A 26,175-nucleotide genomic window follows, 5' to 3' on the forward strand; every position below is an offset into this window, starting at 1 on the left:
CCATGGCAACCACGTCACCCCCATCGAGCGTCGTACGGCTCTCACAGGTCCTGGACCTGAACGCCGCGACCCCGCTCGCCAACGAACTTCTGGCCCTCCGGGGCCAGACCCTCGAGGTGGACGCGTCCGCCGTGGAGCGGTTGGGCGCCCAGTGCCTGCAGGTGCTGCTGTCGGCGCGGGCCACCTGGGAGGCCGACGGCGCAGCCTTCGCCTTGGTTAGTCCGTCTTCAGAATTTGAGTCCACTCTCGCCCTGCTTGGGGCGCCTCTTGAGCAGTATTTCCAACCCGTGGAGCTCGCATGAGCAAGACCATCCTGACGGTCGATGACTCCCGCACCATGCGCGACATGCTGCGCATGGCCCTCGTCGACGCCGGCTTCAAAGTCGTGCAGGCCGAAGACGGCGTGCATGGCCTGGAGGTCCTGGCGGGCGAGACGCCCGACGTGATCATCACCGACATCAACATGCCGCGCATGGACGGCTACGGCTTCATCGAAGGCGTTCGCGCCGACCCGAAGCATCGCGCCGTGCCGATCCTGGTGCTGTCCACCGAGTCCTCGCCCGAGAAGAAGATGCGGGCTCGCGACGCGGGAGCGACCGGCTGGATCGTGAAGCCATTCAATTCCGAGAAGCTGGTGGACGCAATCCGCCGCGTGGCCGCCTAAAACAGAGGTACTGCGTCCATGGACCCGATGGCGGAGATCAAGGCCACCTTCTTCCAGGAGTGCGAGGAACAGCTCGTCGAACTGGAAAGCGGCCTGCTGGCGATGGATGCCGGCGATGACAGCAGCGAAACCGTCAACGCCGTCTTCCGCGCCGTGCACTCGGTGAAGGGCGGCGCCGGGGCCTTCGGCCTCGACGATCTCGTGCACTTCGCCCACGTCTTCGAGACCACCCTGGACGAGGTCCGGGCCGGACGCCTCGCCGCCACCGCCGAGGTGGTGAAGCCCATGCTGCGGGCCGCCGACATCCTGGCGGACCTGGTTCGCGCCGCCCGCGACGGCGGCTTCGTCGACCCGGCGCGCTGCGAAACCAGCTCGGCCGAGCTGAAGAAGATCACCGGCATCGAGGACACGGCCGCCGCCGACGACGACGGCATGGACGGCCTGGTGTTCCAGCCGATGCAGGTGGCCCTGCCGCCGATCGGCGACGCCCCGGCCTCCGGCGCGCCGGACCTGGACATCGCGGCCCTGCTGGCCGCCGCCCAGCCGGAGCCCGAACCCGCCCCGGCCGAGCCCGGCGGCTGGACGCTCACCTTCAAGCCGAAGGCCGAGCTCTACAAGAAAGCCAATGAGACCGTCCTGCTGCTGCGTGAACTGGCGCGGCTGGGCGACGTGGAAGTCGAGCTGGACGCCAGCGAGCTGCCGCTGCTGCCGCACCTCGACCCCGAAGGCTCCTATCTGTCATGGAACATCAAGGTCCGCGGCCCGGCGCCGGAAGGCGACATCCGCGAAGTGTTCGACTTCGTGGAAAGCGACTGCGACCTGACGGTGGCGCCGATCGGGGCGGAGGGCGAGGACGCGTCCGGCCTGAGCGCCGATGACGTGGCCGCCATCGCCTCGGCCGAGGCCGAACTGGACATCGCCGCCCTGATCAGCCGGGCGCAAGGCGGGATCGCCGAGACGTCCGAGCCCGTAGGGCAAAGCTCCGAGCAGCAACCGGCCCCGGTGATCGCGCCGGCCCCGGCCGCGCCCGTCGCCGCTGCGCCTGCGCCAGCGCCGGCAGCCGCCGCCCCGCCGGAAGGCCGCGAAGCCAAGGCCGCGGCCGCCGCAGCCACCATCCGGGTCGACCTCGACCGCGTCGACCGGGTCATCGACCTGGTGGGCGAACTGGTGATCAACCAGGCCATGCTGGCCCAGCGCGTGACCGAAGCAGGCATGGCGCGGGCCTCCAGCGTGGCCGTCGGCCTGGACGAGCTCGAGCAACTGACGCGCGAGATCCAGGACAGCGTCATGGCCATGCGCGCCCAGCCGGTGAAATCGGTGTTCCAGCGCATGCCGCGCCTGGTTCGCGAAGTCGCCGCCGTGGTGGGCAAGCAGGTCCGCCTGGTCACCGACGGCGAAGGCACCGAGGTCGACAAGACGGTCATCGAACGCCTGACCGACCCGCTGACCCACATGATCCGCAACGCGATCGACCACGGGCTGGAAAGCCCGGAGAAGCGCATCGCCGCCGGCAAGAACCCCGAGGGGGTGGTGCGCCTGTCCGCCCTGCACCGCTCGGGCCGCATCGTGATCGAAGTCGCCGACGACGGCGGCGGCATCAACCGCGAGCGGGTCAAGAACATCGCCATCGAGAAGGGTCTGATCGCCGCGGACGCCGCGCTGACGGACGAAGAGATCGACAACCTGATCTTCCTGCCCGGCTTCTCCACCGCCGCGACGATCTCCGACATCTCGGGCCGCGGCGTCGGCATGGACGTGGTGAAGCGCTCGATCCAGGAACTGGGCGGCCGCATCTCCATCAGCTCGCGCCCGGGCCTCGGCTCGACCTTCACCATGAGCCTGCCGCTGACCCTGGCGGTTCTGGACGGCATGGTGGTCACCGCGGGCCAGCAGACGCTGGTGGCGCCGCTGACGGCCATCGTCGAAACCCTGCAGCCCCGTCGGGCGGACGTCAGCAACCTGGGCGACGGCGCCCGGGTGATCTCGATCCGCGGCTCCTACGTGCCGCTGGTGGATGTGGGCCTGTCGCTGGGCTACCGCAGCGAGCCGCTGGACGCCGAACAGGGCGTGGCCCTGCTGATCGAAGGCGAAGGCGGCCGCCGCGCGGTGCTGCTGGTGGACGCCATCCAGGGCCAGCGCCAGGTGGTGATCAAGAGCCTGGAAGCCAACTACCGCCGTGTGCCCGGCATCGCCGCGGCCACCATCCTGGGCGACGGCCGCGTCGCCCTGATCCTCGACATCGACGCCCTGGTGGCCGCCTCCCGCGGCACCGAGGCGCCGCGCATGCTGCAAGCCGGATGAACGTCCTAGGGATGACTCAGATGAGCGATCCACTCACCCACGCCGGCATGGGCCGGGAGCTGATCTCCTTCCGCATCGGCAGCCAGGAATTCTGCGTGGACATCATGGATGTCCGCGAGATCCGCGGCTGGACGCCGGCCACCGCCCTGCCCCAGGCGCCGCCCTTCGTGCGCGGCGTGATCAACCTGCGCGGCGCGGTTCTGCCGATCGTCGACCTGGGCTCGCGACTGGGCCTCGGCCAGGCCGACCCGACCGCCCGACACGTGATCATCGTGGCCCAGGTGCAGAACCAGATCGTCGGACTGCTGGTCGATGCGGTCTCCGACATCCTCACGGTCACGGACGACATGATCCAGCCGACCCCGGACGTGGCGTCGGAGATGGTGCGCAACTTCGTGCGCGGCTTGCTGGCGATCGACGGACGCATGGTCTCGTTCATCAGCCTCGATCGGGTTCTGCCTGAGAAAGACCTCGAAGTCGCAGCATGACCTCGCCGCCCACCATGACTGCACGAGAGGACCGGCGCGAACGGCTGGTCGACGGCGAATTCCTGTTCACCGCCGACGACTTCCGGGCGATCGCGGCGACCCTGCACGACGCCGCCGGCATCGCGCTGCCGGACTCCAAGGCGACCCTGGTCTATTCGCGCCTGGCCAAGCGCCTGCGCGCCCTCGGCCTGGAAAACTTCCGCGACTACTGCGCCCTGGTGCAGGGGGCCGACGGCCTCGACGAGCGCCAGCAGATGATCGTGGCGCTGACCACCAACGTCACCCGCTTCTTCCGCGAGCCGCACCACTTCGAGCACCTGAAGAGCCAGGTGCTGCCGCCCCTGCTGAACGCCGCCCGCCGCGGCGGCAGCGTGCGGATCTGGTCGGCCGGCTGCTCCAACGGGCAGGAGCCCTACTCCATCGCCCTGACGATCCTGTCGATGATGCCGGAAGCGCCGGAGCACGACATCCGCATCCTGGCCACCGACATCGACACCCAGATGCTGGCCGAGGGCCGGGCGGGCGTCTACGGCGCCTCCGTCATGGCGCCGGTGCCAGGCGAGATGCGCGCGCGCTGGTTCGAGCGCGAAGGCGACCGCTGGCGCGCGTCCGAGCCGCTGCGCAAGCTGGTGGTGTTCAACGAGCTGAACCTGATGGGCCAGTGGCCCATGAAGAAGCAGTTCAACGCCATCTTCTGCCGCAACGTGGTGATCTATTTCGAGGAAGCGACGCAGGCGCGCGTGTTCTCGCGCTTCCTGCCGCTGATGGCGCCCGACGCACGGCTCTACATCGGCCATTCGGAGCGGATCACCGGCGAAGCCGCCGACCGCCTCGACACCGACGGCGTCACCACCTACCGCATGCGAGCCGGCCGATGATCCGGGCGCTTATCGTCGATGACTCCGCCACCATGCGGAGCCTTATTTCCGCGGTGCTGTCGCGCGATCCCGAGATCGAGGTCGTCGGCCAGGCCGGCGATCCTTTCGAGGCGCGCGAGGCGATCAAGCAGCTCAATCCCGACGTCATCACCCTCGACGTCGAGATGCCGAACATGAACGGCATCGAGTTCCTCGAGAAGATCATGCGCCTGCGGCCGATGCCGGTGGTCATGGTCTCGACCCTGACGGTGAAGGGCGCCGAGGCGACTTTGGCCGCCCTGGAGCTCGGCGCCATCGACTGCATCGCCAAGCCGTCGACCGGAGGCCTGGAAGGCTTCCGCGAGCTGCCCGAGAAGGTGAAGGCCGCCGCCCGCGCTCGGGTTCGCCCGCTGCGCACCACGCCCGCCGCGGCCGCACCGGCGCCCCTGGAAGCGCCCGACGACCGGCTGATCGCCATCGGCTCGTCCACAGGAGGCGTCGAGGCCCTGATCACCGTTCTGAGCCGCTTCCCGGCGAACTGCCCGCCCGTCGTGGTGACGCAGCACATGCCCGCGACCTTCACGAAGAGCTTCGCCGAGCGGCTGGACCGCCTGTGCCAGCCCAAGGTGGAGGAGGCCTACGAAGGCGCCCCCATCGAGCCGGGCCGCATCTACATCGCCGCCGGCGGGCCGGCCCACCTGGAAGTCGCCGGCCGCGGCCGGATGTACTGCCGGGTGCAGCCCGGCGAGCCGGTCAACGGCCACCGTCCCTCCGTGGACGTCCTGTTCCGCTCCGTCGCCAAGGTGGCGGGCGCGCGCGCTGTCGGCGCCATCCTGACGGGCATGGGTCGCGACGGCGCCCAAGGCCTGCTGGAGATGCGCCAGGCCGGCGCCCGCACCATCGGCCAGGACGAGTCCAGCTCCGTCGTCTACGGCATGCCCAAGGCCGCCTTCGAGCTCGGCGCGGTCGAGCGGCAGGCGCCCCTTGAGCGCATCGCCGCGGAACTCCTGAAAGCCCCCAACCCGATCGAGAGAGTCTGATGCCTGCTGCGGCTTCCATCAGCGTCGTCGTCGTCGACGACCAGCAAACCATGCGCTCTCTGGTGCGCACCGGTCTCCAGCAGCTTGGCTTCAAGGACATCCGCGAAGCCGGCGACGGGGAAGCGGGCCTGCGCCAGGTGCTCACCGGCACCACCCATCTGGTGATCTCGGACTTCAACATGCCCAAGCTGGATGGCCTGGGCCTGCTCCGGGCCATCCGCAGCCATGAGCCGATCCGCGGCACCGCCTTCATCATGCTCACCGGCCGCGCCGACAAGGAGCTGGTGCAGCGGGCGGTGCAGTTCGGGGTCAACAACTACCTGGTGAAGCCCTTCACCGTGGCGCAGCTCAAGGAGAAGATCGAAGCGGTCTTCGGTCCGCTCACGTGACGATGGTCGGGGGGCTTCAGCGTCTGGACGGCCTGCGGCCAATCCACGTGGTCCAGGGCGAGCAGTACGTCACCGATGATCCGGAGGCGGTGCTGACCACCATCCTGGGAAGCTGCGTGTCGGCGTGCATGCGCGATCCGCTCGCAGGCGTGGGCGGCATGAACCACTTCCTGCTGCCCGGCGCGCGCCCTGGGGAGACGGACTCCGTCCGCCACGGCGTCCACGCCATGGAGCTGTTGGTCAACGCCCTGCTGGGCCGCGGCGCGCGGCGCGAGCGGCTGGAGGTGAAGCTGTTCGGCGGCGCCCGGCTGATCAAGGGCCTGACGGACGTGGGCGCGCTGAACGCCGGCTTCGCCGAGGAGTTCGTCCGGCGCGAAGGCCTGCAGCACGTCGGCGGCTCGCTGCGCGGCGACAGCGGGCGGCGCATCCAGTACTGGCCCGGCAGCGGCAGAGCCCGGCAGGTCTTCCTGCCGAAGCAGGCCGAGGAACTGATCGCCATCGAGACGCGGACGCCCAAGCCCGCGCCGGCCCAAACCGGCGCCCTGGAGCTGTTCTAAGGAGATCCGTGATGACCGCCGCCTCCGCCATGTCGGTCGCCCAGGCCATGGAAGCTTGCGCCAGCGAGCTTTCCGCCCTCGCGCGGCGGTGCGAGGCGCTGCAGCATCACCTTGCGCCGGCCCTGGAAGGAACAGCCCTGGTAGAGGAAGCCCAGGCGCTGGACCTGATGACCCAGACCCTGGGCGCGCTGGGCCACTACCTGTCGGCTCTGGCCGATGACGTACCGGCCGATGCGATGGTCGATCCCCGCGCGGCGGCGGCGGGCGTCACCCTGACGGATCTCGCCCATCGGCTGATCGGGCACGAGGCGCCTGGCGCAGGAGCGTCCGGCGACTTCGAGATGTTCGGGGGCGCCTGATGAGCGGAACGGGCGAGCCACGGCTGAACCTGTCCAAGGCGACGGTTCTGCTGATCCAGAACAACCAAAGCGAACTGGACATCCTGGGCCAGGTCTTCATCGGCTTCGGCGTCAAGGCGATCCGCAAGTTCCTGCTGATCGACGAGGCGGAAGAGGCGGTGAAGCGCGCGCCGTTCGACCTGATCGTGGCCGACAGCGACATGGCCGACGGCGCCGGCTTCGACTTCGTCAGCCGGGTGCGCCGCATGGACGACAATCCCAACCGCCTGGCCCCTATCCTGCTGGTGTCGGGCCACACCCCGCCGAGCGTGGTGCTGCGGGCGCGGGACTCCGGCGCCAACTTCATTGTCGCCAAGCCGATCACCCCGAAGGTGATGTTCGACCGGGTGAGCTGGCTGGCGCGGGAAGAGCGCCAGTTCGTGGTCAGCGACACCTACGCCGGCCCGGATCGGCGGCACAAGATGTTCGGCCCGCCGGTGGGCACCAAGGGCCGCCGCCACGACGACCTGTCCGCGGAGGTCGGCCGTGCGGTCGGCCCCGATCTTTCTCAGTCCGACATCGACGCGATGTTCAATCCGAAAAGGGCCACGGGGTGACCAAGGCCAACGTGTTCAAGTACGAAAACCGCCTGGCCAAGAGCCTGGTCACCAAGGGCGGCATGACCGCGTCGGAGGCGATCCGCACCGCCACCGCGGCCGTGGAGCAGGTGCGCCAGCCGACGCTGAACGAGATCGACGCCACCTTGCGCGAGATCTACGAACTCGGCGAGCGCCTGCGGGCGGGGGCCGATCCCGAAGCCTTGCGGGCCATGTACGCGGCCGGCAACCGCGTCGTCGCCATGGCGGGCGTGTTCGGCCTGGCCGAGCTGGGGCAGGCTGCCTACAGCCTTTGCGAGCTGATCAGCCGCCTGCAGACCAGCGAGCGCCACAACTGGCGGATGATCGAAGTGCACCTGGACGGCCTGCGCCTGCTGCGGGCGCCGGATGAACACTCGCCAGAGCACCGCCAGGCGGTGTTGGCCGGCCTGCGTCAGGTCGCCACCAGCATCGGCTGAGGCCAGGAACAGGACGGCTGGGGCGCCGGTTGAGCGAAAGGACGCTCACGGTGGAGACCCGCATGCCGACCGACCCGGCCGAACCGAACCTGCCCCCGCAAGACGACAGCGCCGCCGGTGAGAACATCTGCCCGCAATGCAGCGGCAGCGGCCGCCTGGACGGTCAGCCTTGCCCGACCTGCGACGGCACGGGCAAGGTGATGGAAGGCATCGGCGGCGGCTGATCGCCGGCTAAGATCTGGGGAGAAAGGCCCGCCTTCCGGAGGAAGGATGGTGCCGCCTAGGTGACTCGAACACCTGACCTACGCATTACGAATGCGCCGCTCTACCGGCTGAGCTAAGGCGGCCCAATGGGCGTTTGCCGGATCGCGAACGGCGGGCCGGTCGCGAAGGCGGCCTATTTAGCGGGTCTTGAGGCGCTCGCCAAGCGCCGGCTGCGCATCCGCGACACCGAGGCTTTCCGACCGCGCGGACCGGCTCAGGACGCGGGGCTGATCAGGCTCAGAAGAGCCGCTTCCAGAGGATGCGGCGGGCTAAGGCGGCCTGCGAGCTTCACCCGCGTCAAGGGCTTGAGCACGTTCTTGGAAAGCCCGAGGGCTCGCAAGGTCGGGGTCGGTTGGGCCTTGAGCAGCTTTGCCAACACCTCGGCGGCGCGCGGCGAGTGGAGCAGGACGGTGTCGCAGCGCAGCAGTTCGGCAAGGCGCGCCTCGGCGATCTCGGCGGACACCGTCTCGTAGACGGTCAGCCGGCGGGCGGCGACGCCTTGGGCTTCCAGCGCGCCCACGAGGTCTCCCGCCAGATCCACCGCGCCGGGGTGGAGAACCGCCCCGCCGAGCTCGCTCTTACGCGCGGCGATGCTGCCCGCCAGGGCCGACACGTCGCCGTCGGAGGAGAGCACTGTCCGGAAACCAGCCTGCCGGGCGGCCTGGCCGGTGGCTGAGCCGACGGCGAACACCCGCAAGGAGCGGTCGCCGGAAACATCGGTGAAGGCCCGCACGCCGTTGGCGCTGGTGAAGGCCAACGCTCCGACGCCGCTCAGATCCACGTCCACGTCGGCGAGATTGCGGACCAGAAGCAGCGGCTCGACCATCGCCGTGTGGCCCAGAGCTCGCACGCGCTCGGCGGTGAGATCCGCGCCCGGCTGAGCGCGGGTGATCCAGACTTGCTTGCGACGCCCCGCCATGCGGCGACCCTTGTCACGCGAAAGTGGCTAAAGCATTGACCGCAACCTGAGGCGCCAGTCAGAGGACGAGGGCGTCTCCGGCTTCGTCCTTCACCGCCTGCCCGAGAGACAGGCCGAGATCGCGGGCGGAGCCTTCCGGATCGGCAAGCTGCGAAAGCTCGGCCGACCCTGAGTGACGGAAACGGCGCGCACCGTCAGGGGTCAGGGCCTCCACCACCAGGTTCAGGGAGCCGCCTTCCAGCCAGGCGTGAGCGCCGATCGCGGTGCGGCAGGAGGCTTCCAGCGCCCACATCGCCCCGCGTTCGGCGGCGACGGTGAGCATCGTGGGCTCGTGCCGGACGGCCGCCAGCCAGGCGGCGTCCCGGTCGGCGATGCGCGTCTGGATGGCCAGGGCGCCCTGGCCGGGGGCCGGCGGGCACTGCACCGCGTCGATCAGGCTGGTGGGCAGGTGACCAAGCCCCAGGCGCTTGAGCCCCGCATAGGCCAGGAGGATGGCGTCCGCCTCCCCCGCCGCGAGCTTGGCGAGGCGCGTGTCGACATTGCCGCGCAGCATCTCGACCTTCAGGTCGGGTCGGCGGAACAGCGACTGGGCCTGGCGACGGAGGCTGGCGGTGCCAAGCACGGCGCCGTCCGTGAGGTCCTCCAGCCGTTCGGGACCGCGGCTCAGAAAGGCGTCACGGGGATCCTCCCGCTCCGGAATGGCGGCGATGCACAGGCCGTCGACCATGGCCGCCGGCACGTCCTTCATGGAGTGGACGGCGCAATCGATGCGCCCGTCGAGCAGGGCTTCCTCGATCTCCTTGGTGAAGAGCCCCTTGCCGCCGATCTCCAGCAGGCGGCGGTCCTGCACCCGGTCCCCTGTGGTGGTGATCACCACGAGGGGCGCCACGCGCTCGACTTCGGCCGCATTGGTGGGGTCCGCACCGAGGGCGGCGGCGATGCGACGCTGCATCATCCCGGACTGGGCGAGCGACAGCTTGGAGCCACGGGCCCCGATCCGGACGGGCGGTTGCATGGGCACGGCGGGCGGTCTACCTCGAAGCCGAAACTGTGAAGGGCCTGCTACAGGAGCGGGCCTCCCCCGGCAACCGGATGACCACGCCCCAGACCGTCCTCGGCCTCGAGACCAGCTGCGACGAAACCGCCGCGGCGGTCGTGCGCCTGCACGCCGATGGAACCAGCGAGGTGCTATCCTCGGTGATCGCCAGCCAGATCGCGGCCCATGCGCCCTATGGCGGGGTGGTGCCGGAGATCGCGGCCCGCGCCCACGTGGAGGGCGTCGACGGCATCACGGCGGAGGCGATGAGCCAGGCAGGCGTCGGCTATGACGCGCTCACCGGCGTTGCGGCGACGGCGGGGCCGGGCCTCGTCGGTGGGGTGATGGTGGGGCTGTCGTTCGGCAAGGCGGTCGCCCTGGCCCGCGGCCTGCCGCTGATCGCCGTGAACCACCTGGAAGGCCATGCGGTGTCCGCACGGCTCGGGGCGCAAGTCGACTATCCGTTCCTGCTGCTGCTGGTGTCCGGCGGGCACTGCCAGCTGCTGGAGGTGGAAGGCGTGGGCGCCTGCCGCCGCATCGGCACGACCATCGACGATGCGGCTGGCGAGGCCTTTGACAAGATCGCCAAGACCCTGGGCCTGCCGTACCCGGGCGGGCCTGCGCTGGAGAAGCTGGCGGAAGGCGGCGATGCGGAGCGGTTTGTGCTGCCGCGCATGCTGCTGGGCCGCAAGGATTGCGACTTCTCGTTCTCGGGCTTGAAGACGGCGGCCGCGCGCCTGGCCGAGGGCCTGACGTCGGACGATGAGCGGCACGATCTCGCCGCCAGCGTTCAAACCGCCATCGCCCGCCAGCTGGCCGAACGCAGCGACCGGGCCATGGCCGCCTATGCGGAGACGCATGGCGGCCAGGAACTGCGCTTCGTGGTGGCCGGAGGGGTGGCGGCCAACAAGTCCGTGCGGGCGTTGCTGCAGCAAACCGCCGCCAAGCGCGGCTTTTCCTTCACCGCGCCGCCGATGGCGTTCTGCACCGACAACGCGGCGATGATCGCTTTGGCGGGCGCCGAGCGTTTGGCTCTCGGGCAGGCCGATCCGCTGGACGCGCCGGCCCGACCGCGCTGGCCGCTGGACCAGGCCGCGGCGTTGGCTAACCCGACCCACGTGGCGGGACGCAAGGGAGCGAAGGCATGAGAAGAGCCGGGGTGATCGGCGGCGGCGCGTGGGGCACGGCCCTGGCGCAGGTGTGCGCCCGCGCGGGGCTGGAGACGGTGCTCTGGGCGCGCGAGCGCGAGGTGGTCGACGGCGTCAACGACCGTCACCAGAACGAGCTGTTCCTGCCGGGCGTGGAGCTGGATCACGGGGTTCGCGCCTCCAGCGATTTCGTGGACCTGGCGCGCAGCGAGCTGATCCTGGCGGTGGCTCCGGCCCAGCACCTGCGCTCGGCCCTGGAGGCCTTTGCGCCCAACGCCTTCGAAGGCCTGCCGATCGTGCTCTGCGCCAAGGGCGTGGAGCAGGGCTCGCTGAAGCTGATGACCGAAGTGCTGGCCGAAACCGTGCCGCAGGCGGCGCCCGCGGTGCTGTCCGGTCCGAGCTTCGCCGGAGAAGTGGCGCGCGGGCTGCCCACCGCTGTCACCCTCGCCTGCCCGGATGAGGCGCTGGGCCGGACCATTGCGGAGGCCATCGCCACTCCGACCTTCCGGCCGTACCTCGCCACCGACATGATCGGGGCGGAAGCCGGCGGCGCGGTGAAGAACGTCCTGGCCATCGCTTGCGGCATCGTCGAGGGGCGCGGCATGGGCCGCAGCGCTCACGCGGCGCTGATCACCCGCGGGTTCGCGGAGATGACCCGACTGGCGGTTGCGCTGGGCGCACGGGCCGAGACCCTGGCGGGCCTGTGCGGCCTGGGCGACCTGGTGCTGACCTGCTCCAGCCCGCAGTCGCGCAACATGAGCGTCGGCCTGGCGCTGGGCCGCGGCGAGACGCTGCAGGGGGCGCTGTCCGGCAAGTTGTCCGTGGCGGAAGGCGTGGCCTCCGCGCCGGCGGTGCGCCAGCTGGCCCGCAGCCTGGGCATCGACACGCCGATCTGCGAGGCCGTGGCCGCCATCCTGGCGGGCGAAGCCGATGTGGACGCCGCCATCGCGGGCCTGCTGGCCCGACCGCTTCGCGACGAACAAGGATAAGCCATGCCGCTCTTCGTGCTGACCTGCCTGGACAAGCCGAACGCCCTGGAGGTGCGCCTGGGCGCGCGCGAGGCGCACCTGGCCTATGTGGCCGAGCGCGGCGTGCTGAAGCTGGGCGGTCCGTTCCTGAACGAGGCCGGCGACATGGCGGGCTCGCTGATGATCATCGAGACGGCCGACCTCAAGGCGGCGCGCGAGTTCAACGCCAACGACCCCTACACCAAGGCGGGCCTGTTCGAGAGCGTCGAGATCCGCCCCTTCCGGGTGACGATTGGCAGTCTCTAACCCGGCGCAGCCGGCCGCGGGAGTGCGCCTGTGCGCACTGGACGAGCTGGCTGAGCCCGGATCCAAAGGCTTCCGCTTCCGACACGAGAACCGGCTGTTCGCGGGTTTCCTGGTGCGGGCGGGCGGAACGGTGCGCGGCTTCGTCGACAGCTGCCCGCATGCCGGCTGGCCCCTTTCGGCGCTCGACGACCGCTATCTCACGCGGGACGGCGGTCACATCCTTTGCGCCGGCCACGGGGCCCTGTTCGACCTGGACGGCCTGGGCGTGACCAGCCCCTGCGCAGGCGAGCGGCTGACCGACTGGCCGGTGGAGATCCGTGACGGCGAGGTGTTCACCGCCTAATCAAACAGGCGGCGCTGAAGATTTTTGTGCAACGCACAATGCGGTTAATGCCCTCATTTGACTGTAGAAATTCAGATCGCTGGTTAACCATTGGTTAAATAAAAGACTCGCGTTCGCCGAGCCCCGCGACTATGTGGTCACGCTTCCGAAACAGCTTCACCGGTCCAGCGTGCTTCACCGCTTCCGCAGCCTTGTCCGTCATCCGCTTCCCGCCACCCAGGTGGCGGGCCTGCAGCTTGGCCTGCTCTCGGTCCTGTGCCTCGCGATCAGCCTCGCGGCCCTGCCGTCGCAGACGAACAGCGCACGACTGACGCAAGCGCCAGTCAGCGCGCCGCGGGCGATGGTGCTCACGCCCGCCGCGACAAGCGGCGAGGACCAGGCCTCGCAGGACGACCTCATCCGGCTCCAGGACCTGTCGCCCGACGCAGCACGGCTGTGGAACGCGTCCAACCCGATTTCCGACCTGCCGAACCCGCCGGCGCGTCCCTTCCGGCTGGAAGCCGAAGGCGTGCTGGACGAGGCGCGCGCGACCGACTGCCTGACCGCCGCCATCTACTACGAGGCTGCCTTCGAGAGCGTCGATGGCCAGCGTGCGGTGGCGCAGGTGGTTCTGAACCGGATGCGCCATCCGGCCTTCCCGAAGACGGTGTGCGGCGTTGTCTTCCAGGGTTCGGAGCGGACCACCGGCTGCCAGTTCACCTTCACCTGCGACGGATCGCTGGCCCGCAAGCCGGCCGAAGAAGGCTGGATGCGCGCCCGCAAGATCGCGGAGGCGGCGCTGCACGGCTACGTCATGAAGAAGGTCGGCAACGCCACCCACTATCACGCGGAATACGTCGCCCCGTACTGGAGCCCGAGCCTGGTGAAGGTGCGGGTGATCGGCGCCCACATCTTCTATCGCTGGACCGGCGGCGCGGGCCTGCCCCCGGCTTTCGGCGGGCGCTATGCCGGCGGCGAAGCCAAGGGCATGCAGCTGGCCGTGCTGGACGACCTCGCCAAGAACCAGGGCAAGCTCAACCTCACGCCGGTCAGCGAGACAGCCGCCATCGACCCGGCGGCGGTGGAACCCGTGGCGGCTCCTGTCGCGGAAGCCGCCCCTGCGGTCGCCGCAGACGCCGTGGAACTGGTCACGCCGGCCAAGGCCGCTCCGGCGCCGGAAGCTCTCACCAAGAGCGAAGAGCTCGACTGGGCCGGGCGCCCGAAGGCGAAAGGGCCGCCGCGACTGGCCATGCCCTCCGGCGGGATGAGCTTCTAGATCAGATCACCGGCGCTTCGGCGGCGAAGGCCGCCACGTCGCGGATCAGTCCGGCCGCTGCCGCGCGCACCAGCTCGCCGCCCTTTTCCGGCGTGGCCAGCGCCGGGTCCGAACCCATGCGGCCATCGGGGAAGCGCGCGCGGAAGTCCATCGCTTCACGGATCGGACCGGTGGGCGCGATCTGCGGCGCGTAGTTGGCCGTCTTGATCTGGTCCGGATAGGCCCACTGGGTGACGGCGATCTCCGACGGCGTGGCGTGGCTGCCGTGGCCACTCGGGAACTGCCGATTGGCAAGCGCCGTGACACCCTCCAGGTCCCACCAGTTCTTCAGCTTGCAGGCGAAGCCGCGCTTCACGCCGGCGTAGCTCGCTTCGGCGTAGAGCTCCGAGAAGGCGGCTTCGATGGTGGCGACGTTGCCGCCATGACCGTTCAGGAAGTAAAGCTTCTCGAACCCGGCCGCAGCCAGGCTTTTGCACCAGTCGCCGATGGCCGCCATGAAGGTGGAGGGTCGCAGGGCGATGGTGCCCGGAAAGCCCAGGTGGTGCTGCGCCATGCCGATGTTGAAGGTGGGCGCCACCAGCAGGTCGCCGCCCTTCTGCGCTTCATGCGCGATGATCTCAGGACACAGCCAGTCGGTGCCCAGCAGGCCGGTCGGGCCGTGCTGCTCATTGGAGCCGATGGGGATCACCACCGTCCGGGAGCGTTTGAGATAGGCTTCGATCTCGACCCAAGTGGACAGGTGCAGCAGCATCTCAGCGCCTCGCGTTCAGGGGATCAGCCGCGCAGGCCCCTGCGGGACCAGCCGGAGTAGGTCATGGTGGTCAGCGGCGGGTAGTCGGCATAGGCGTAACCGGAAAGCCCGCTGGTGCTTTCCATCGCCACCCGGACCAGGGCGCCGTCGGAGGCCTGCGCGCGCGGCAAGCGGAAGCGCCAGGCCTGGGGCGCATTGGCCGAGCGGGGGAAGTGGCGCAGCACGTCGGGGCGCTCGCCCTGCGGCTCGACCGACAGACGCTCAGCTCCGTCGACGCTGACGGCGAGGCGGGCGATGCGCTCGCCGGGGGTGCGCTCCAGAACCCACCCGGCGAATTCAACGTCGCCGTTGGTCAAGGCCGTGGCGGTCTCGAAGCCTCCCATCGGCGTGCTGGCCACCTTGAGCTGGGAGACGTCGCGGCCGGGCCCTGCCACCACATAGAGGTCCTGGTTCTCATAGAGCCCCTTGTGGAACCGCCGCCAGCCGGGCGCGCCGGGCAGCCGGCCGATGGCCTCGCCCACGAACGCCTCGCTGACGTAGCTCATGCCGTAGATGTCGTGGTCGAGGGAGCCGCTTTCGCTGGTGCGGAAGTAGCTGAGGCCCGACGGATCCAGCGGCTGGCCTTCCGGCAGGAAGGTCTCGTCATGCACGCTGAAGGCCAGCACGCCGCCAGGCGCGACGAGGCTGTAGAGGCGCGCAAGCCAGGCGTGGAACAGCTCGGTCGGCAGGTGAGAGAACAACGAGCCGACGAAGACGATGTCGTGGCGCAGGTCGTGCCGGAATTCGGATGGGCTGGGCGCGGACGGCACGGCGTTGACGCCGAAGGTCCGGGCCTGCCAGGCGATGGCTTCGGCGTAGATGTCGCTGACGAACACCTGCGAGGGGGCAAGCTTCTGGGTCAGCACACGGGTCAGGCGCCCGTAGCCCGAGGCGAAGTCGAGCACCGTTCCCAGCTTGTCGAAGCCGCCGAACACCTGGCCGACGATCTGCCGATAGGCGTCGAACAGGCGAAGGGTGCTCTCGGTGAACTTGAAGGCGGCGATGCCGGTGTCGTGCTCGAAGTTCGGCAAGATCGCCTTGAAGAACATCTCGTCGGCTGCCGGCAGCGGCGCCCAGAAACGATCGGCGTCCAGGCCGTAGCGGGAGATGGAGTCGAGCAGGAACCTGCGGTAGCGCGGATCCACCGCATCGAGCGAAAGGTCGCCCACGTCCGGGCCGGCGGTCAGGATCGGCATCTGCGTCTGATGGCCCAGGGCGCCGCCCCGCACAAGCCCAACCGCCTCACGACGCCGGCGGCGGAGCAATGGCGATCTGCAGGTGATTGGCCGGCATGCCCGTCAGACGCCAGCCGGCCTGGCGGGTCTCGCCCGCCTCGTCCTTGGTCCCGCCCTTCTGCTTTTGGAAGGTCAGGAGGCAGCCCTGCTGGGGGGTGCCGTCGTGCAGGCAGACGACGCCCTTCTCGACAGTCTTCAGCATCGGCCGCACCTGTTCGACGGTCGGCGGTGACATCATCGGCTGGCCGCTGGCGGCGTCGACGAGCTGCAGGTTGTCGGGCCCGATCATCCGGTTGAGGGCGAACTCGGACGGGCCGCCCTCGACCTCCAGCCCTGCAGCGCGGCTAAGCTCGACCATCTGGGCGCGCAGCACGCCGCGAACCGCAGGCCGGTCGATGGCGCGCTCGAACTCGGCGACGTCACGCTGCTGAACAGCGGCCAGGAACGTCTGCACGTCGGCGGCAGCGTCCTTTTCCGGCTTTCCGCCGCAAGACGCCGCAGCCAAAGCAAGCGCCGCCAGCGCCAGAACCCGACCCGTTCGAAGCATCGCGGGAACATGGCCGCCGTGTCCGGGTGGGGCAAGCTTGGCCGCAGCACGAATATTGCGCCTCGCGGTCCATCGGCCTACTCCATCCCCAACTTCTTGCGCGGAGATTGTGCTGTGTCCGACGGCGAGGTTTTCCCGGTTTTCGAAACCTGGGCCCAGAAGGCTCACCTGGACGCCGCCGGCTATGAGGCCGCGGCCGCTCGGGCCAAGACCGATCCGGACGGATTTTGGCGCGAGGTGGCCGGCCGCCTCGACTGGATCACGCCGCCGACGCAGATCAAGGACGTCTCGTTCAATAAGTCCGACTTCCGGATCCGCTGGTTCGCGGACGGCGTGCTGAACGTCTCGGTGAACTGCCTGGACCGGCACATCGCCGCGCGCGGCGACCAGACTGCGATCATCTGGGAAAGCGACGACCCAGAGATCCATACGACCCTGACCTACCGCGAGCTGCTCGCCGAGGTCTGCCGCATGGCCAATGTGCTGAAAGCCAAGGGCGTCCGAAAGGGCGACCGGGTGACCATCTACCTGCCGATGATCCCGGCGGCGGCGGTGGCCATGCTGGCCTGCGCTCGCATCGGCGCGGTGCACTCCGTGGTGTTCGGCGGCTTCTCGCCCGACGCCCTCGCTGGCCGGATCCAGGACTGCGACTCCAAGGTGGTGATCACCGCCGACGAGGGTCTGCGCGGCGGCAAGACGGTGCCCCTGAAGCGCAATGTGGACGAGGCGCTGAAGACCTGCCCGGGCGTCACCGACGTGGTGGTCGTGCGCCGCACCCGCGGCGAGGTTCCGATGACGGAGGGCCGCGACGCCTTCTACTCGGAGCTGAAGACCACGGTCGCGGACACCTGCGAGCCAGAGCCGATGAACGCGGAGGACCCGCTGTTCATCCTCTACACCTCCGGCTCGACGGGTAAGCCCAAGGGCGTGCTGCACACCACCGGCGGCTACCTGACCTGGGCGGCCTATACGCACGAGCTGGTGTTCGACTATCGGCCCGGCGAGATTTTCTGGTGCACCGCCGACATCGGCTGGGTCACCGGCCACAGCTATGTTGTCTATGGGCCGCTGGCTAATGCGGCGACCAGCCTGATGTTCGAGGGCGTGCCGAACTACCCGACCAATTCGCGGTTCTGGGACGTCATCGACAAGCACCAGGTTGAGATCTTCTACACCGCGCCGACGGCCATCCGCGCCCTGATGCGCGAAGGCGACGAGCCGGTGACCCGCACCTCCCGCAAGTCCCTGCGCCTACTGGGCTCGGTGGGCGAGCCGATCAATCCAGAAGCCTGGCTCTGGTACTACCGGGTGGTGGGCGAGGCGCGTTGCCCCATCGTCGACACCTGGTGGCAGACGGAAACCGGGGGCGTCCTGATGAGCCCGCTGCCGGGCGCCACGCACATGAAGCCTGGCTCCTGCACAAAGCCGTTGCCGGGCGTGCAGCCGCAATTGGTGGACGCCGAGGGCAAGGTTCTGGACGGCGCGGTCAGCGGCAACCTGGTGATCACCGACAGCTGGCCTGGCCAGATGCGGACGGTGTACGGCGACCACGAGCGCTTTATCGCCACCTACTTCACCACCTATCCCGGGAAGTACTTCACCGGCGACGGCGCACGGCGTGACGAGGACGGCGACTACTGGATCACCGGCCGCGTGGACGACGTGATCAACGTGTCCGGCCACCGGATCGGCACGGCGGAGGTGGAGTCGGCCCTGGTAGCCAACCCGAACGTCGCCGAGGCGGCGGTGGTGGGCTATCCGCACCCGGTGAAGGGCCAGGGCATCTACTGCTACGTGACCCTGAACGCCGACGTGACGCCCACCGACATCCTGGAAGCCGAGCTGAAGGGCTGGGTGCGCCGGGAGATCGGCCCCTTCGCGGCGCCGGACGTGGTGCAGTTCGCGCCGGGGCTGCCGAAGACCCGCTCGGGCAAGATCATGCGCCGGATCCTGCGCAAGATCGCCGAGGACGATCTGTCCAACCTGGGCGACACCTCGACGCTTGCGGACCCGTCCGTGGTGGACGATCTGGTGAAGAACCGCACCCAGCAATCGTAGAGTTCACGTGACGCCCGAGCTTCCGGCGCCCCTTCGCGCCGCCATCGACCGCGAGCTGCAGGGCGTTTCCCGCAAAGGCCTGGCCGAGCGCGCCCAGCGCACCTCGGCCGCCTATCGCGCCGGCCAGTCGTCCGCGGGCGTGATCCGCAGCGCGGAGGATGCGCTGGCTTATGCACTGGCGCGCCTGCCGGCGACCTACGCCGCTTGCCTGACCGTCTTCGCCGAGGCCGAGCGGATGGCCCCGCAGTACACGCCGCGCCGGCTGCTCGACGCCGGCTCCGGCACGGCGGCGGCGAGCTGGGCGGCCAGCGCCGTCTGGCCGTTGGAGCAGGTCACCTGGCTCGACTCCAGCCGGCCTTTCCTCGAGATGGCCGCGCGCCTTGCGAGCGAGGGACCTGGCGCCCTGAAGGGCAGCGAGCGCATTCGCGCGGACCTCACCGGGGCCGCCGACAGCTGGCCCAAGGCGGACGTCGTCTGCGCCAGCTATGCCCTGGCGGAGATCGCGGCCGAGCGGCAGGCGGCGGTGGTATCCGGACTCTGGGCGGCGTGCGAGGGGCTGCTGGTGCTGGTGGAGCCGGGCACGCCGGCCGGCTACGCGCGGATCCTGGCGGCGCGCCAGGCGCTGATCGCCCAGGGCGCGGCCCTGCTGGCGCCCTGCCCTCATTCGGCGGACTGCCCGCTGACCGGCTCGGACTGGTGCCATTTCAGCGTCCGCCTGCCCCGCAGCCGTGATCACCGCCTGGCCAAGGGCGCCGAGGTCCCGTTCGAGGACGAGCGGTTCGCCTACCTGATCGCCGCCCGCCCGGACGTCGCCGCCGGTGCCCGCAGCCCACGCGTGCTGGCCCCGCCCCGCAGTGGAAAGCCTGGCATCGACCTGAAGCTCTGCACCGACCAGGGCCTCGAGCAGCGGTTCGTCGGCAAGCGGGACAAGGCGGGCCACGGCGTGGCGCGCCGGCTCGGCTGGGGCGATGTGTGGCCGGCCAGCGGGCCCGGCGAGGACTAGGCCAGCTCGCCCAGCGCCGGGGCGATGATCTCCAGAGCCGCGAGCTCCTCCGCCACCTGGCGGCGGACCAGCCGATTGTGGGCCTCACGCCTGCGGTGTTCCTGCGCCATGTGGGGCACCAAGAAGTCGATAAAGGCGCGAATGCGGGGCGTGTCCTTCAGCTCCCGCCGAGTGACGATCCAAGCCGTGGCGCGGGCCTCGGCGATGGGCTCGGTGCAGCGGATCAGAGCGGGGTCGCTGTCGGCCAGCAGGCAGCCCAAGGGCGCGATGCCCAAGCCGGCCCGCACCGCGTGGGACAGGTTGGTCAGGCTGTTGCAGCGGTGGGCCGGGGTCTTGCCGCCGGCATGGGCGAACATCCATTCGACGCCCGGTAGGACGCCCTGCTCGGTCTCGCCGGCGATCAGGTCGTGGTGGCGCAGGTCCTCAGGCCCGGCCGGAAAGCCGTTCCGGGCGGCATAGTCCCGGCTGCAGTAGAGCGCGAATTCGTATTCGGTGAGCTTGCGCGCGATCAGGTTCGACGGCGGCAGAACCTTGCCGGCGCGGATCGCGAGATCGGCTTCGCCGCCCTCGATGTCCAGCGGCCGGTCGGACACGTCCAGATCGATCCGCACCTCGGGGTAGAGCTTCCGGAACACGCCGATCGCGGGGGTGATGGAGTTGTTGGCGATCGCCTCCGTGGCGGTGATCTTGATGCCGCCGGCGAGGCCCCGCTGGTGCGCCTGGGCGCGGGTGGCCAGAACCTCGGCCGCATGCTCCAACGTCTCGGCCTGGGGCATCAGATCGCGGCCGGCTTCGGTGATCCGGCTGCCGGACTGGCCGCGCTCGAACAGCTTCAGGCCGAGCGCCGCTTCCAGCGCCTCGATCCGACGCGCCACCGTGGTCTGGTTGACGCCCAGCGCCTTGGCGGCGGCCAGGGTCGAGCCGCCGCGCGCCACGGCGAGAAAGGCTCTCACGTCGTTCCAGTCGAACATCGGACCCGTCCCGTCCTGCAGCCCCGCCGCCGCCCATGTTTAGCACAGGTTGGGCGCACGCTTTAAGAACAATGGTTGTCGAACTCGCGCATGAGCTGCAGGCGGGCGACATGACAAGGCGGTAATCCACCATCTCTTCGCGCGGTGCTAAGGAGGAGCCACAAGCTCATCGGGGAAGCCTCATGCTCCGCACTGCCCGCGCCGCCGGATTGGCGCTGTTCCTGGCCACGACCGCCTTGACGGCGCCGGCCATCGCCCAGACTGCGGCCGCGTCCAGCGCCGTGCCGCCCATCGCCTTCAAGCAACGCACGCTGCCCAACGGGATGAAGGTCTTCACTTCTCTGGACCGGGGCACGCCCAATGTGACGGTGCAGGTCTGGTACGGCGTGGGATCGAAGGACGATCCGCAAGGGCGCTCCGGCTTCGCACACCTGTTCGAACACATGATGTTCAAGGCGACCCGCAATCTGCCGTCCGAGAGCTTCGACCGGATGACGGAGGACGTGGGCGGCTTCAACAACGCCTCCACCTGGGACGATTTCACCAACTACTACGAGGTCGTGCCGGCGAATCACCTGGAGCGGCTGCTTTGGGCCGAGGCCGAGCGCATGGGCTCGCTGGTGGTGGACGAGGCCGCCTTCAAGTCGGAGCGGGACGTGGTGAAGGAGGAGCTGCGTCAGCGCGTGCTCGCCTCGCCGTACGGCCGGCTGTTCAGCCTCTACCTGCCGCAGGCGACCTATACGACGCACCCCTACAAGCGTCCGGGGATCGGCTCGATCGAGGAGCTGGACGCGGCCACGGTGGATGACGTGCGCGCCTTCCACGCCGCCAACTACCGCCCGGACAACGCGGCGCTGATCGTGGTGGGCAATTTCGACGAAGCCCAGCTGAACGCCTGGGTCGACAAGTACTTCGGGCCGCTGAAGAAGCCGGCCCAGCCGATCAAGCGGGTGAGCGCCGTGGAGCCGGCTCGCGCCGCGCCGGGCGTCTTCGACGGCTATGGACCCAACGTGCCGCTGCCGGCGCTGGCTATCACTTGGCTCGGGCCCAAGGCCGCTGATCCCGACGCCCCGGCCTTGAAGGTGCTGGACGCCATCCTGTCGGGCGGCAAGTCCTCGCGCCTCTACAACAGCCTGGTCTACGATAAGCAGATCGCGGCCGAGATCATGTCCAACGCCGACCTGCCCCAGCAGCCGGGCAGCTTCATGGTCGGCGCGATCATGGCGTCCGGCCATAACCTGCAGGAGGGCGAAAGCGCCCTGCTGGCCGAGGTCGCCCGACTGCGCGACGCACCGCCGTCGGCCGCGGAGCTGAACGAAGCCAAGAACGAGCTGGTGGCCGGCAAGCTGCGCGGCCGCGAAACGGTGGACGGTCGGGCCTTCGCCATCGGCTATGCGCTGCAGATCAACGGCGACCCCGCCAAGGCCAACACCGAGATCTCGGACCTGCAGGCGGTCACCGCTGCCGACGTCCAGCGCGTCGCCCGCAAGTACCTGGACCCGCAGAAGCGGATGACCATCCGGTATCAGGCCGAGAGCGCCCGGCCGGCCGGCCAAGCCGCGCCGGCTGCGCCCACGCCGCCGAAGACAGTGGCGAGCTACAACGGCCCGATCGTCACCCTCGCCCCGCCTGAACAGCGGGTCGCCCCGCCGGCCCTGGGCGCGCCGGTGCAGCCCGTGCTGCCGGCGCCTGTGGAGCGCACGCTGCCGAACGGATTGCGCGTGATCGTGGCGCGCTCGACTGACCTTCCGCTGGTCACGGCGGACCTGACGGTGAAGACCGGCGGCTGGGCCGACCCGCAAGGCCTGTCCGGGGCGGCGGCCATGACCGCGAACATGCTGACCGAGGGCACCAAGACGCGCTCGGCGCAGGAGATCGCCAGCCAGATCGAAGCCCTGGGCGCCAGCCTGTCTTCCGGCGCGGCCCTGGAATCCTCGTCCGTCACCCTGAACGTCATGCCGGACAAGCTGCTCCAGGCCATGGCGATCATGGCGGACGTGGCCAAGAACCCGGCCTTCAGCCCCGAAGAGCTGGAGCGTCAACGCCAGCAGTCGCTGGACGGCTTGCAGGTCGCCTACCAGCAGCCCGGCAGCCTCACGACCATGGCGGCCGCGCCGGTGAACTTCGCCGGGACGCCGTTCGGCCATGTGGCCACGGGCACGCCGGCCTCCCTGGAGAAGATCAAGCCGCAGGACCTTTCGGCCATTCACCGGACCTGGTTCCGCCCGGACAACGCCATCCTGGTGCTGACCGGCGCCATCACGCCCGAGCAGGGCTTCGCCCTCGCCCAGCAGGCGTTCGGGGACTGGAGCAAGCCCGCCGCGCCGCTCAGCCCCGCCCCGGCGATCGCGCCGAAGGCCGCGCCGCGCGCCATCGCCATCGACCTGCCGGGTACTGGACAAGCCTCGGTAACGGTGGCCAAGCCGGCCATCGCCCGCAACGATCCGGCCTACTACGAGGGCCTGGTCGCCAACACGATCCTGGGGGTCGGCTTCTCCTCGCGCCTCAATCAGGAGATCCGCATCAAGCGCGGCCTCAGCTATGGCGCCGGCTCCGGGCTGTCGGCGAACCGCACCACCGGCTCGTTCCGCGCCGTGGCGCAGACCAAGAACGAGAGCGCGCCGGAAGTGCTGGACCTGATCCAGGCCGAGATCCGCGGGATCGCATCCCGTCCGGCGACGGCGGACGAGATGACGGCCCGCAAGTCGGTGCTAGTGGGCGACTTCGGTCGCGACCTGGCCACCACCAGCGGCTTGGCCGACATCCTGGGCAACCTGGCGCTTTACGGCGTGCCGCTGGACGAGATCGGCGCCTACACCCGCAAGGTGGAGGCGGTGACGCCAGGTCAGGTGCAGGCTTTCGCCGCCCGAGTGATGGATCCGGCCCAGGCGAACGTCATCGTCGCCGGCGACGCCAAGGCCTTCTCCACTCAGCTTAAGTCGAAGCTGCCGAACCTGGAGGTGATCCCGGTCACCGATCTTGATCTCGACAGCCCGACGCTGCGCAAGGGGCGGTAAGGGAAAGAAGCTTCGGCCGCGGCGTTCAGCACCCCATGCAGGATCGTTTCGATGTGGTGGTGATCGGCGCGGGCGCCGCCGGGATCGCGGCGCTGCGGCGCTTGCGGGCTGCGGGCGTCTCGGCGGTGGCGCTGGAGGCGCAGGGTCGGATCGGCGGGCGAGCGCACACCGTGCTCGCCCGGCCGGATCTGCCGCTGGACCTGGGCTGCGGCTGGCTACACTCGGCTGACGTCAATCCGCTGGTGACGCCGATCGAACAGGCCGGCTTTCACATCGACCGGACGCCGCCGCACTGGGAGCGGCAGGCGGGCAACCAGGACTTCACGCCGCAGGACCAGCAGGCGTTCGGGTCCGCTTACGAAGCCTTCGAAAACCGCCTGGAGGAGGCCGCCAGGAGCGGTCGCGACCAGCCGGCCAGCGATTTCTTCGACCCGGAGTGCCGCTGGAACGTCCTGATGGATGCGGTGTCGAGCTACTACAACGGCGCGGAGTACGATCAGGTATCGGTTCTGGACTATGCGGCCTACGACGACACCGAGGTGAACTACCGAGTGGCGGACGGGTACGGCGCGGCCATCCGCCACTTCGCGCCGCTGGACGCCATTGTGACCGACTGCGCGGTGGAGGTCGTGCACCATGACGGACCGGAGCTGCGGCTCGAGACCACGCGCGGGACCGTGAGCTGTCGGGCGGCGATCGTGGCCGTGCCGACGCCCACCTTGGCCGAGGGACGTCTTTCGTTCTCGCCTGGCCTCAGCGACAAGCAGGCCGCGGCCGCCGGCCTGCCGCTGGGCCTCGCCGACAAGGCCTTCCTGCTGCTTGAGGAGCCGGAGGCGCTGCCGACTGAAGAGCACATGTTTGGCCGCACCGACCGGACCGAGACCGGCAGCTATCATCTGCGGCCGTTCAAGCGCCCATACATCGAGGTGTTTCTAGGCGGGCGGCTGGCGCGCCACCTGGAAGGCGAGGGTCCTGGGGCGCAGGTGGGGTTTGCGGTCGAGGAGCTGGTGGGGCTGTTGGGCTCCGACTTCCGCCGCAAGCTGACGCCCGTGGGCGAGACGCACTGGGCCGGCGATCCATGGACGCTGGGCAGCTATTCGCACGCCCTCCCCGGTCACGCCGGGGCTCGGGCGGTGCTCGCCGCGCCCGTGGAGAACCGGATTTTCTTCGCCGGCGAGGCGACAAGCCCCCACGCCTATTCCACCTGCCACGGCGCGTGGGAGACGGGGCTTCGCGCGGCGGATGAGGCGCTTGCGGCGCTTGGCGTCAGCTCGCCCGCAGCGTCCAGCGGCTGAGGTCATCCTCACGGCCCATAAGGGCGAGACCCGAGGCGATGGATTCCAGCTCCGCCCCGCTGGCGATCCGGCCAGCCGGGAAGCGGCGATGGAAGATTTCGCGCACTGCCGGCACCAGCGACGAGCCGCCGGTGAGAAACACGCGATCCACGCCTTCGAGGTTCAGTCCGGCATCGGCCAGGGCGGCGTCCACGGCGTTTTCGATCAACGCCAGCTCGGGCGCGATCCAGCCTTCGAACTCGGCTCGGGCGACATCGCGCACGATGCTGATGGAGCCCGCCTCGAAGCGGAACTCGGCGCTCTTCGCAGAGGACAAGGCCTCCTTCAGGCGTGAGACCGAACGATAGAGCAGGTAGCCGTGGTTCTCGTCGAGCATCTCGACCATGCGCTCGAACTTCTCGGGCTCGACCGCATCCTTGGCGAGTTGGCGGATCTCGCGCATCTCGCGGCTCTGGCGCATGAGGGCTAGCTGATCCCAGCGCGCGAAGGCGGAGTAGTAGCGGTTCGGCACCGGCAGCACCTTGCCGAACGAAGTGTAGCTGGAGCCCTTGCCGAGCTGCGGCGAGACCAGGTTGTCGATGATCCGGTAGTCGAAGGCGTCGCCCGCGACGCCCACGCCGGCGCGGCCCAGCGGCACGGCGCGAACCTGCCCCGCTTCCCGCTCGAAACGGATCACCGAAAAGTCGGAGGTGCCGCCGCCGAAGTCGCCCACGAGGACCGTGGCGTCGTTATCGAGCTCGCGCGCGAAGAAGAAGGCCGCCCCGACGGGCTCGAAGGCGTAGAGCACCTCTTCGAAGCCGAGCCTGCGGAACGCCTCCTCGTAGCGGCGCATGGCGAGCTCCGGGTCCGCCGAAGCGCCGACGAAGGTCACCGGTCGGCCGACGATCACCCGCTTGGGCAGGTCGGCCAGCTGCGCCCCGCCGTGCTCGCGCACCTTCAGCAGAAAGGTCGAGAGCAGGTCCTCGAAGCGGTAGCGCTTACCCAGCACCTGGGTCTCGGAGAAGCTTTCCTGGGCGGCGAAGCTCTTGAAGGACTGAATGAACCGGGTCTCGCCCGGGTCCTCCATATAGGCCTCGATGGCCCACGGTCCGGCTTCGATGGTGCGGGCCTGCGGCCGTTCGGGAGGGGCGAAGAAGCTGAGGGCCGAGCGGACCGCGAACAGCTCGCCGGCCGGCCCATCGAACCTGGCCAGCCGCGCAGGGCCGTCAGCGTCCGCAAGGGCGATCACCGTGTTGGTGGTGCCGAAGTCGACGCCGAGGGTCAGGGTCATGGGACGTCCAAGCTGGTCAGCTGGCTCCCTGGAGAGGGAGC

General features: G+C 69.6%; 28 protein-coding genes and 1 tRNA gene. 21 read left to right on the forward strand and 8 right to left on the reverse strand.

Translation table 11 applies throughout. The annotated features are described in order from the left end of the window. Positions 1–2: 2 nt before the first annotated feature. The 12 genes from DJ018_RS04170 to DJ018_RS18930 are packed head-to-tail and all read left to right on the forward strand — an operon-like array spanning position 3 to position 7,933. Entirely contained in the window at positions 3–302 is a 300-nt protein-coding gene (locus DJ018_RS04170; RefSeq protein ID WP_111513610.1) for an STAS domain-containing protein, read from the forward strand. Continuing rightward, positions 299–664 (forward strand): response regulator, encoded by a 366-nt coding sequence (locus DJ018_RS04175; RefSeq protein ID WP_111513611.1) that lies wholly within the window; start codon positions 299–301, stop codon positions 662–664. Before DJ018_RS04170 ends, DJ018_RS04175 begins: the two co-directional genes overlap by 4 nt. 18 nt (positions 665–682) lie before the next feature. Next, complete coding sequence (locus DJ018_RS04180) at positions 683–2,965, forward strand: chemotaxis protein CheA (RefSeq protein ID WP_111513612.1); 2,283 nt, start codon at positions 683–685, stop codon at positions 2,963–2,965. A 20-nt stretch (positions 2,966–2,985) separates the two neighbouring features. Next, the gene (locus tag DJ018_RS04185) at positions 2,986–3,453 is read left to right on the forward strand and encodes a chemotaxis protein CheW (protein ID WP_111514669.1); all 468 of its coding nucleotides are present in this window, start codon (positions 2,986–2,988) and stop codon (positions 3,451–3,453) included. Further along, on the forward strand, positions 3,450–4,331 hold the full coding sequence (locus DJ018_RS04190; RefSeq protein ID WP_205853707.1) for a CheR family methyltransferase: 882 nt from the start codon (positions 3,450–3,452) through the stop codon (positions 4,329–4,331). The genes DJ018_RS04185 and DJ018_RS04190 overlap by 4 nt, the downstream gene beginning before the upstream one ends. Beyond that, on the forward strand, positions 4,328–5,350 hold the full coding sequence (locus tag DJ018_RS04195; RefSeq protein WP_111513613.1) for a protein-glutamate methylesterase/protein-glutamine glutaminase: 1,023 nt from the start codon (positions 4,328–4,330) through the stop codon (positions 5,348–5,350). The genes DJ018_RS04190 and DJ018_RS04195 overlap by 4 nt, the downstream gene beginning before the upstream one ends. After that, positions 5,350–5,739, forward strand: coding sequence for a response regulator (locus DJ018_RS04200; RefSeq protein ID WP_111513614.1), 390 nt, complete (start codon positions 5,350–5,352; stop codon positions 5,737–5,739). Before DJ018_RS04195 ends, DJ018_RS04200 begins: the two co-directional genes overlap by 1 nt. 2 nt (positions 5,740–5,741) lie before the next feature. Beyond that, a complete protein-coding gene (locus DJ018_RS04205; RefSeq protein WP_111513615.1) occupies positions 5,742–6,296 on the forward strand; it encodes a chemotaxis protein CheD in 555 nt (184 codons plus the stop codon). A gap of 11 nt (positions 6,297–6,307) precedes the next feature. Continuing rightward, entirely contained in the window at positions 6,308–6,655 is a 348-nt protein-coding gene (locus DJ018_RS04210; protein WP_111513616.1) for a hypothetical protein, read from the forward strand. Further along, complete coding sequence (locus DJ018_RS04215; protein WP_111513617.1) at positions 6,655–7,251, forward strand: response regulator; 597 nt, start codon at positions 6,655–6,657, stop codon at positions 7,249–7,251. The genes DJ018_RS04210 and DJ018_RS04215 overlap by 1 nt, the downstream gene beginning before the upstream one ends. Then, entirely contained in the window at positions 7,248–7,709 is a 462-nt protein-coding gene (locus tag DJ018_RS04220; RefSeq protein ID WP_111513618.1) for a hypothetical protein, read from the forward strand. The genes DJ018_RS04215 and DJ018_RS04220 overlap by 4 nt, the downstream gene beginning before the upstream one ends. 29 nt (positions 7,710–7,738) lie before the next feature. Then, positions 7,739–7,933 (forward strand): hypothetical protein, encoded by a 195-nt coding sequence (locus DJ018_RS18930; RefSeq protein ID WP_133254212.1) that lies wholly within the window; start codon positions 7,739–7,741, stop codon positions 7,931–7,933. Between the two features lie 47 nt (positions 7,934–7,980). Here DJ018_RS18930 and DJ018_RS04225 read toward each other — a convergent pair. The 3 genes from DJ018_RS04225 to hemC form a co-directional block, all read right to left on the reverse strand. Further along, a tRNA-Thr gene (locus DJ018_RS04225) sits at positions 7,981–8,056 on the reverse strand. A 131-nt stretch (positions 8,057–8,187) separates the two neighbouring features. Further along, positions 8,188–8,892: a uroporphyrinogen-III synthase gene (locus DJ018_RS04230; RefSeq protein ID WP_111513619.1), complete on the reverse strand. Its 705-nt coding sequence runs from the start codon at positions 8,890–8,892 to the stop codon at positions 8,188–8,190. Between the two features lie 58 nt (positions 8,893–8,950). Then, positions 8,951–9,913: a hydroxymethylbilane synthase gene (hemC, locus tag DJ018_RS04235; RefSeq protein ID WP_111513620.1), complete on the reverse strand. Its 963-nt coding sequence runs from the start codon at positions 9,911–9,913 to the stop codon at positions 8,951–8,953. A 71-nt stretch (positions 9,914–9,984) separates the two neighbouring features. Here hemC and tsaD point away from each other — a divergent pair, with 71 nt between their 5' ends. The 5 genes from tsaD to DJ018_RS04260 all read left to right on the forward strand — a co-directional run bounded on the left by tsaD (position 9,985) and on the right by DJ018_RS04260 (position 13,948). Continuing rightward, positions 9,985–11,076: a tRNA (adenosine(37)-N6)-threonylcarbamoyltransferase complex transferase subunit TsaD gene (gene tsaD, locus DJ018_RS04240; RefSeq protein ID WP_111513621.1), complete on the forward strand. Its 1,092-nt coding sequence runs from the start codon at positions 9,985–9,987 to the stop codon at positions 11,074–11,076. Continuing rightward, entirely contained in the window at positions 11,073–12,065 is a 993-nt protein-coding gene (locus tag DJ018_RS04245) for an NAD(P)H-dependent glycerol-3-phosphate dehydrogenase (protein ID WP_111513622.1), read from the forward strand. The genes tsaD and DJ018_RS04245 overlap by 4 nt, the downstream gene beginning before the upstream one ends. A gap of 3 nt (positions 12,066–12,068) precedes the next feature. After that, complete coding sequence (locus DJ018_RS04250) at positions 12,069–12,350, forward strand: YciI family protein (RefSeq protein WP_111513623.1); 282 nt, start codon at positions 12,069–12,071, stop codon at positions 12,348–12,350. A 22-nt stretch (positions 12,351–12,372) separates the two neighbouring features. Continuing rightward, positions 12,373–12,693, forward strand: coding sequence for a Rieske (2Fe-2S) protein (locus DJ018_RS04255; RefSeq protein ID WP_240609448.1), 321 nt, complete (start codon positions 12,373–12,375; stop codon positions 12,691–12,693). Positions 12,694–12,862: 169 nt separating this feature from the next. Then, entirely contained in the window at positions 12,863–13,948 is a 1,086-nt protein-coding gene (locus tag DJ018_RS04260) for a cell wall hydrolase (protein WP_240609449.1), read from the forward strand. A 1-nt stretch (position 13,949) separates the two neighbouring features. Here the strand turns inward: DJ018_RS04260 and DJ018_RS04265 are convergent, their stop codons facing one another. Genes DJ018_RS04265 through DJ018_RS04275 form a run of 3 tightly spaced genes read right to left on the reverse strand, consistent with a single transcriptional unit; the run spans position 13,950 to position 16,520 of the window. Continuing rightward, positions 13,950–14,699, reverse strand: a complete 750-nt coding sequence (locus tag DJ018_RS04265) for a creatininase family protein (protein ID WP_111513625.1) — start codon at positions 14,697–14,699, stop codon at positions 13,950–13,952. Between the two features lie 23 nt (positions 14,700–14,722). Beyond that, the gene (locus tag DJ018_RS04270) at positions 14,723–16,003 is read right to left on the reverse strand and encodes a class I SAM-dependent methyltransferase (RefSeq protein WP_165842789.1); all 1,281 of its coding nucleotides are present in this window, start codon (positions 16,001–16,003) and stop codon (positions 14,723–14,725) included. Continuing rightward, positions 15,981–16,520 carry a DUF2939 domain-containing protein gene (locus DJ018_RS04275; RefSeq protein WP_111513627.1) on the reverse strand — a complete coding sequence of 180 codons (540 nt, stop codon included), beginning with the start codon at positions 16,518–16,520 and terminating at the stop codon, positions 15,981–15,983. Before DJ018_RS04275 ends, DJ018_RS04270 begins: the two co-directional genes overlap by 23 nt. Positions 16,521–16,634: 114 nt before the next feature. Here DJ018_RS04275 and acs point away from each other — a divergent pair, with 114 nt between their 5' ends. Further along, positions 16,635–18,578 carry an acetate--CoA ligase gene (gene acs / locus DJ018_RS04280; protein ID WP_240609450.1) on the forward strand — a complete coding sequence of 648 codons (1,944 nt, stop codon included), beginning with the start codon at positions 16,635–16,637 and terminating at the stop codon, positions 18,576–18,578. A gap of 7 nt (positions 18,579–18,585) precedes the next feature. Next, complete coding sequence (locus tag DJ018_RS04285; protein ID WP_111513629.1) at positions 18,586–19,581, forward strand: small ribosomal subunit Rsm22 family protein; 996 nt, start codon at positions 18,586–18,588, stop codon at positions 19,579–19,581. On the opposite strand, the gene DJ018_RS04290 is transcribed toward DJ018_RS04285, so the two are convergent. Beyond that, positions 19,578–20,552 carry a LysR family transcriptional regulator gene (locus tag DJ018_RS04290; protein ID WP_111513630.1) on the reverse strand — a complete coding sequence of 325 codons (975 nt, stop codon included), beginning with the start codon at positions 20,550–20,552 and terminating at the stop codon, positions 19,578–19,580. The genes DJ018_RS04285 and DJ018_RS04290 overlap by 4 nt on opposite strands. Before the next feature lie 182 nt (positions 20,553–20,734). On the opposite strand from DJ018_RS04290, the gene DJ018_RS04295 reads away from it, so the two are divergent. Both DJ018_RS04295 and DJ018_RS04300 read left to right on the forward strand, forming a co-directional pair. Next, the gene (locus DJ018_RS04295) at positions 20,735–23,569 is read left to right on the forward strand and encodes a M16 family metallopeptidase (RefSeq protein ID WP_111513631.1); all 2,835 of its coding nucleotides are present in this window, start codon (positions 20,735–20,737) and stop codon (positions 23,567–23,569) included. A gap of 35 nt (positions 23,570–23,604) precedes the next feature. Continuing rightward, positions 23,605–24,864, forward strand: coding sequence for a flavin monoamine oxidase family protein (locus DJ018_RS04300; RefSeq protein ID WP_111513632.1), 1,260 nt, complete (start codon positions 23,605–23,607; stop codon positions 24,862–24,864). On the opposite strand, the gene DJ018_RS04305 is transcribed toward DJ018_RS04300, so the two are convergent. Then, positions 24,836–26,134: an Hsp70 family protein gene (locus DJ018_RS04305; protein ID WP_111513633.1), complete on the reverse strand. Its 1,299-nt coding sequence runs from the start codon at positions 26,132–26,134 to the stop codon at positions 24,836–24,838. The two genes, DJ018_RS04300 and DJ018_RS04305, sit on opposite strands and share 29 nt — an antisense overlap. Between the last annotated feature and the right edge of the window lie 41 nt (positions 26,135–26,175).

The organism is Phenylobacterium deserti (genome assembly GCF_003254705.1).
In the GTDB taxonomy this organism is placed as follows: Bacteria; Pseudomonadota; Alphaproteobacteria; order Caulobacterales; family Caulobacteraceae; genus Phenylobacterium; species Phenylobacterium deserti.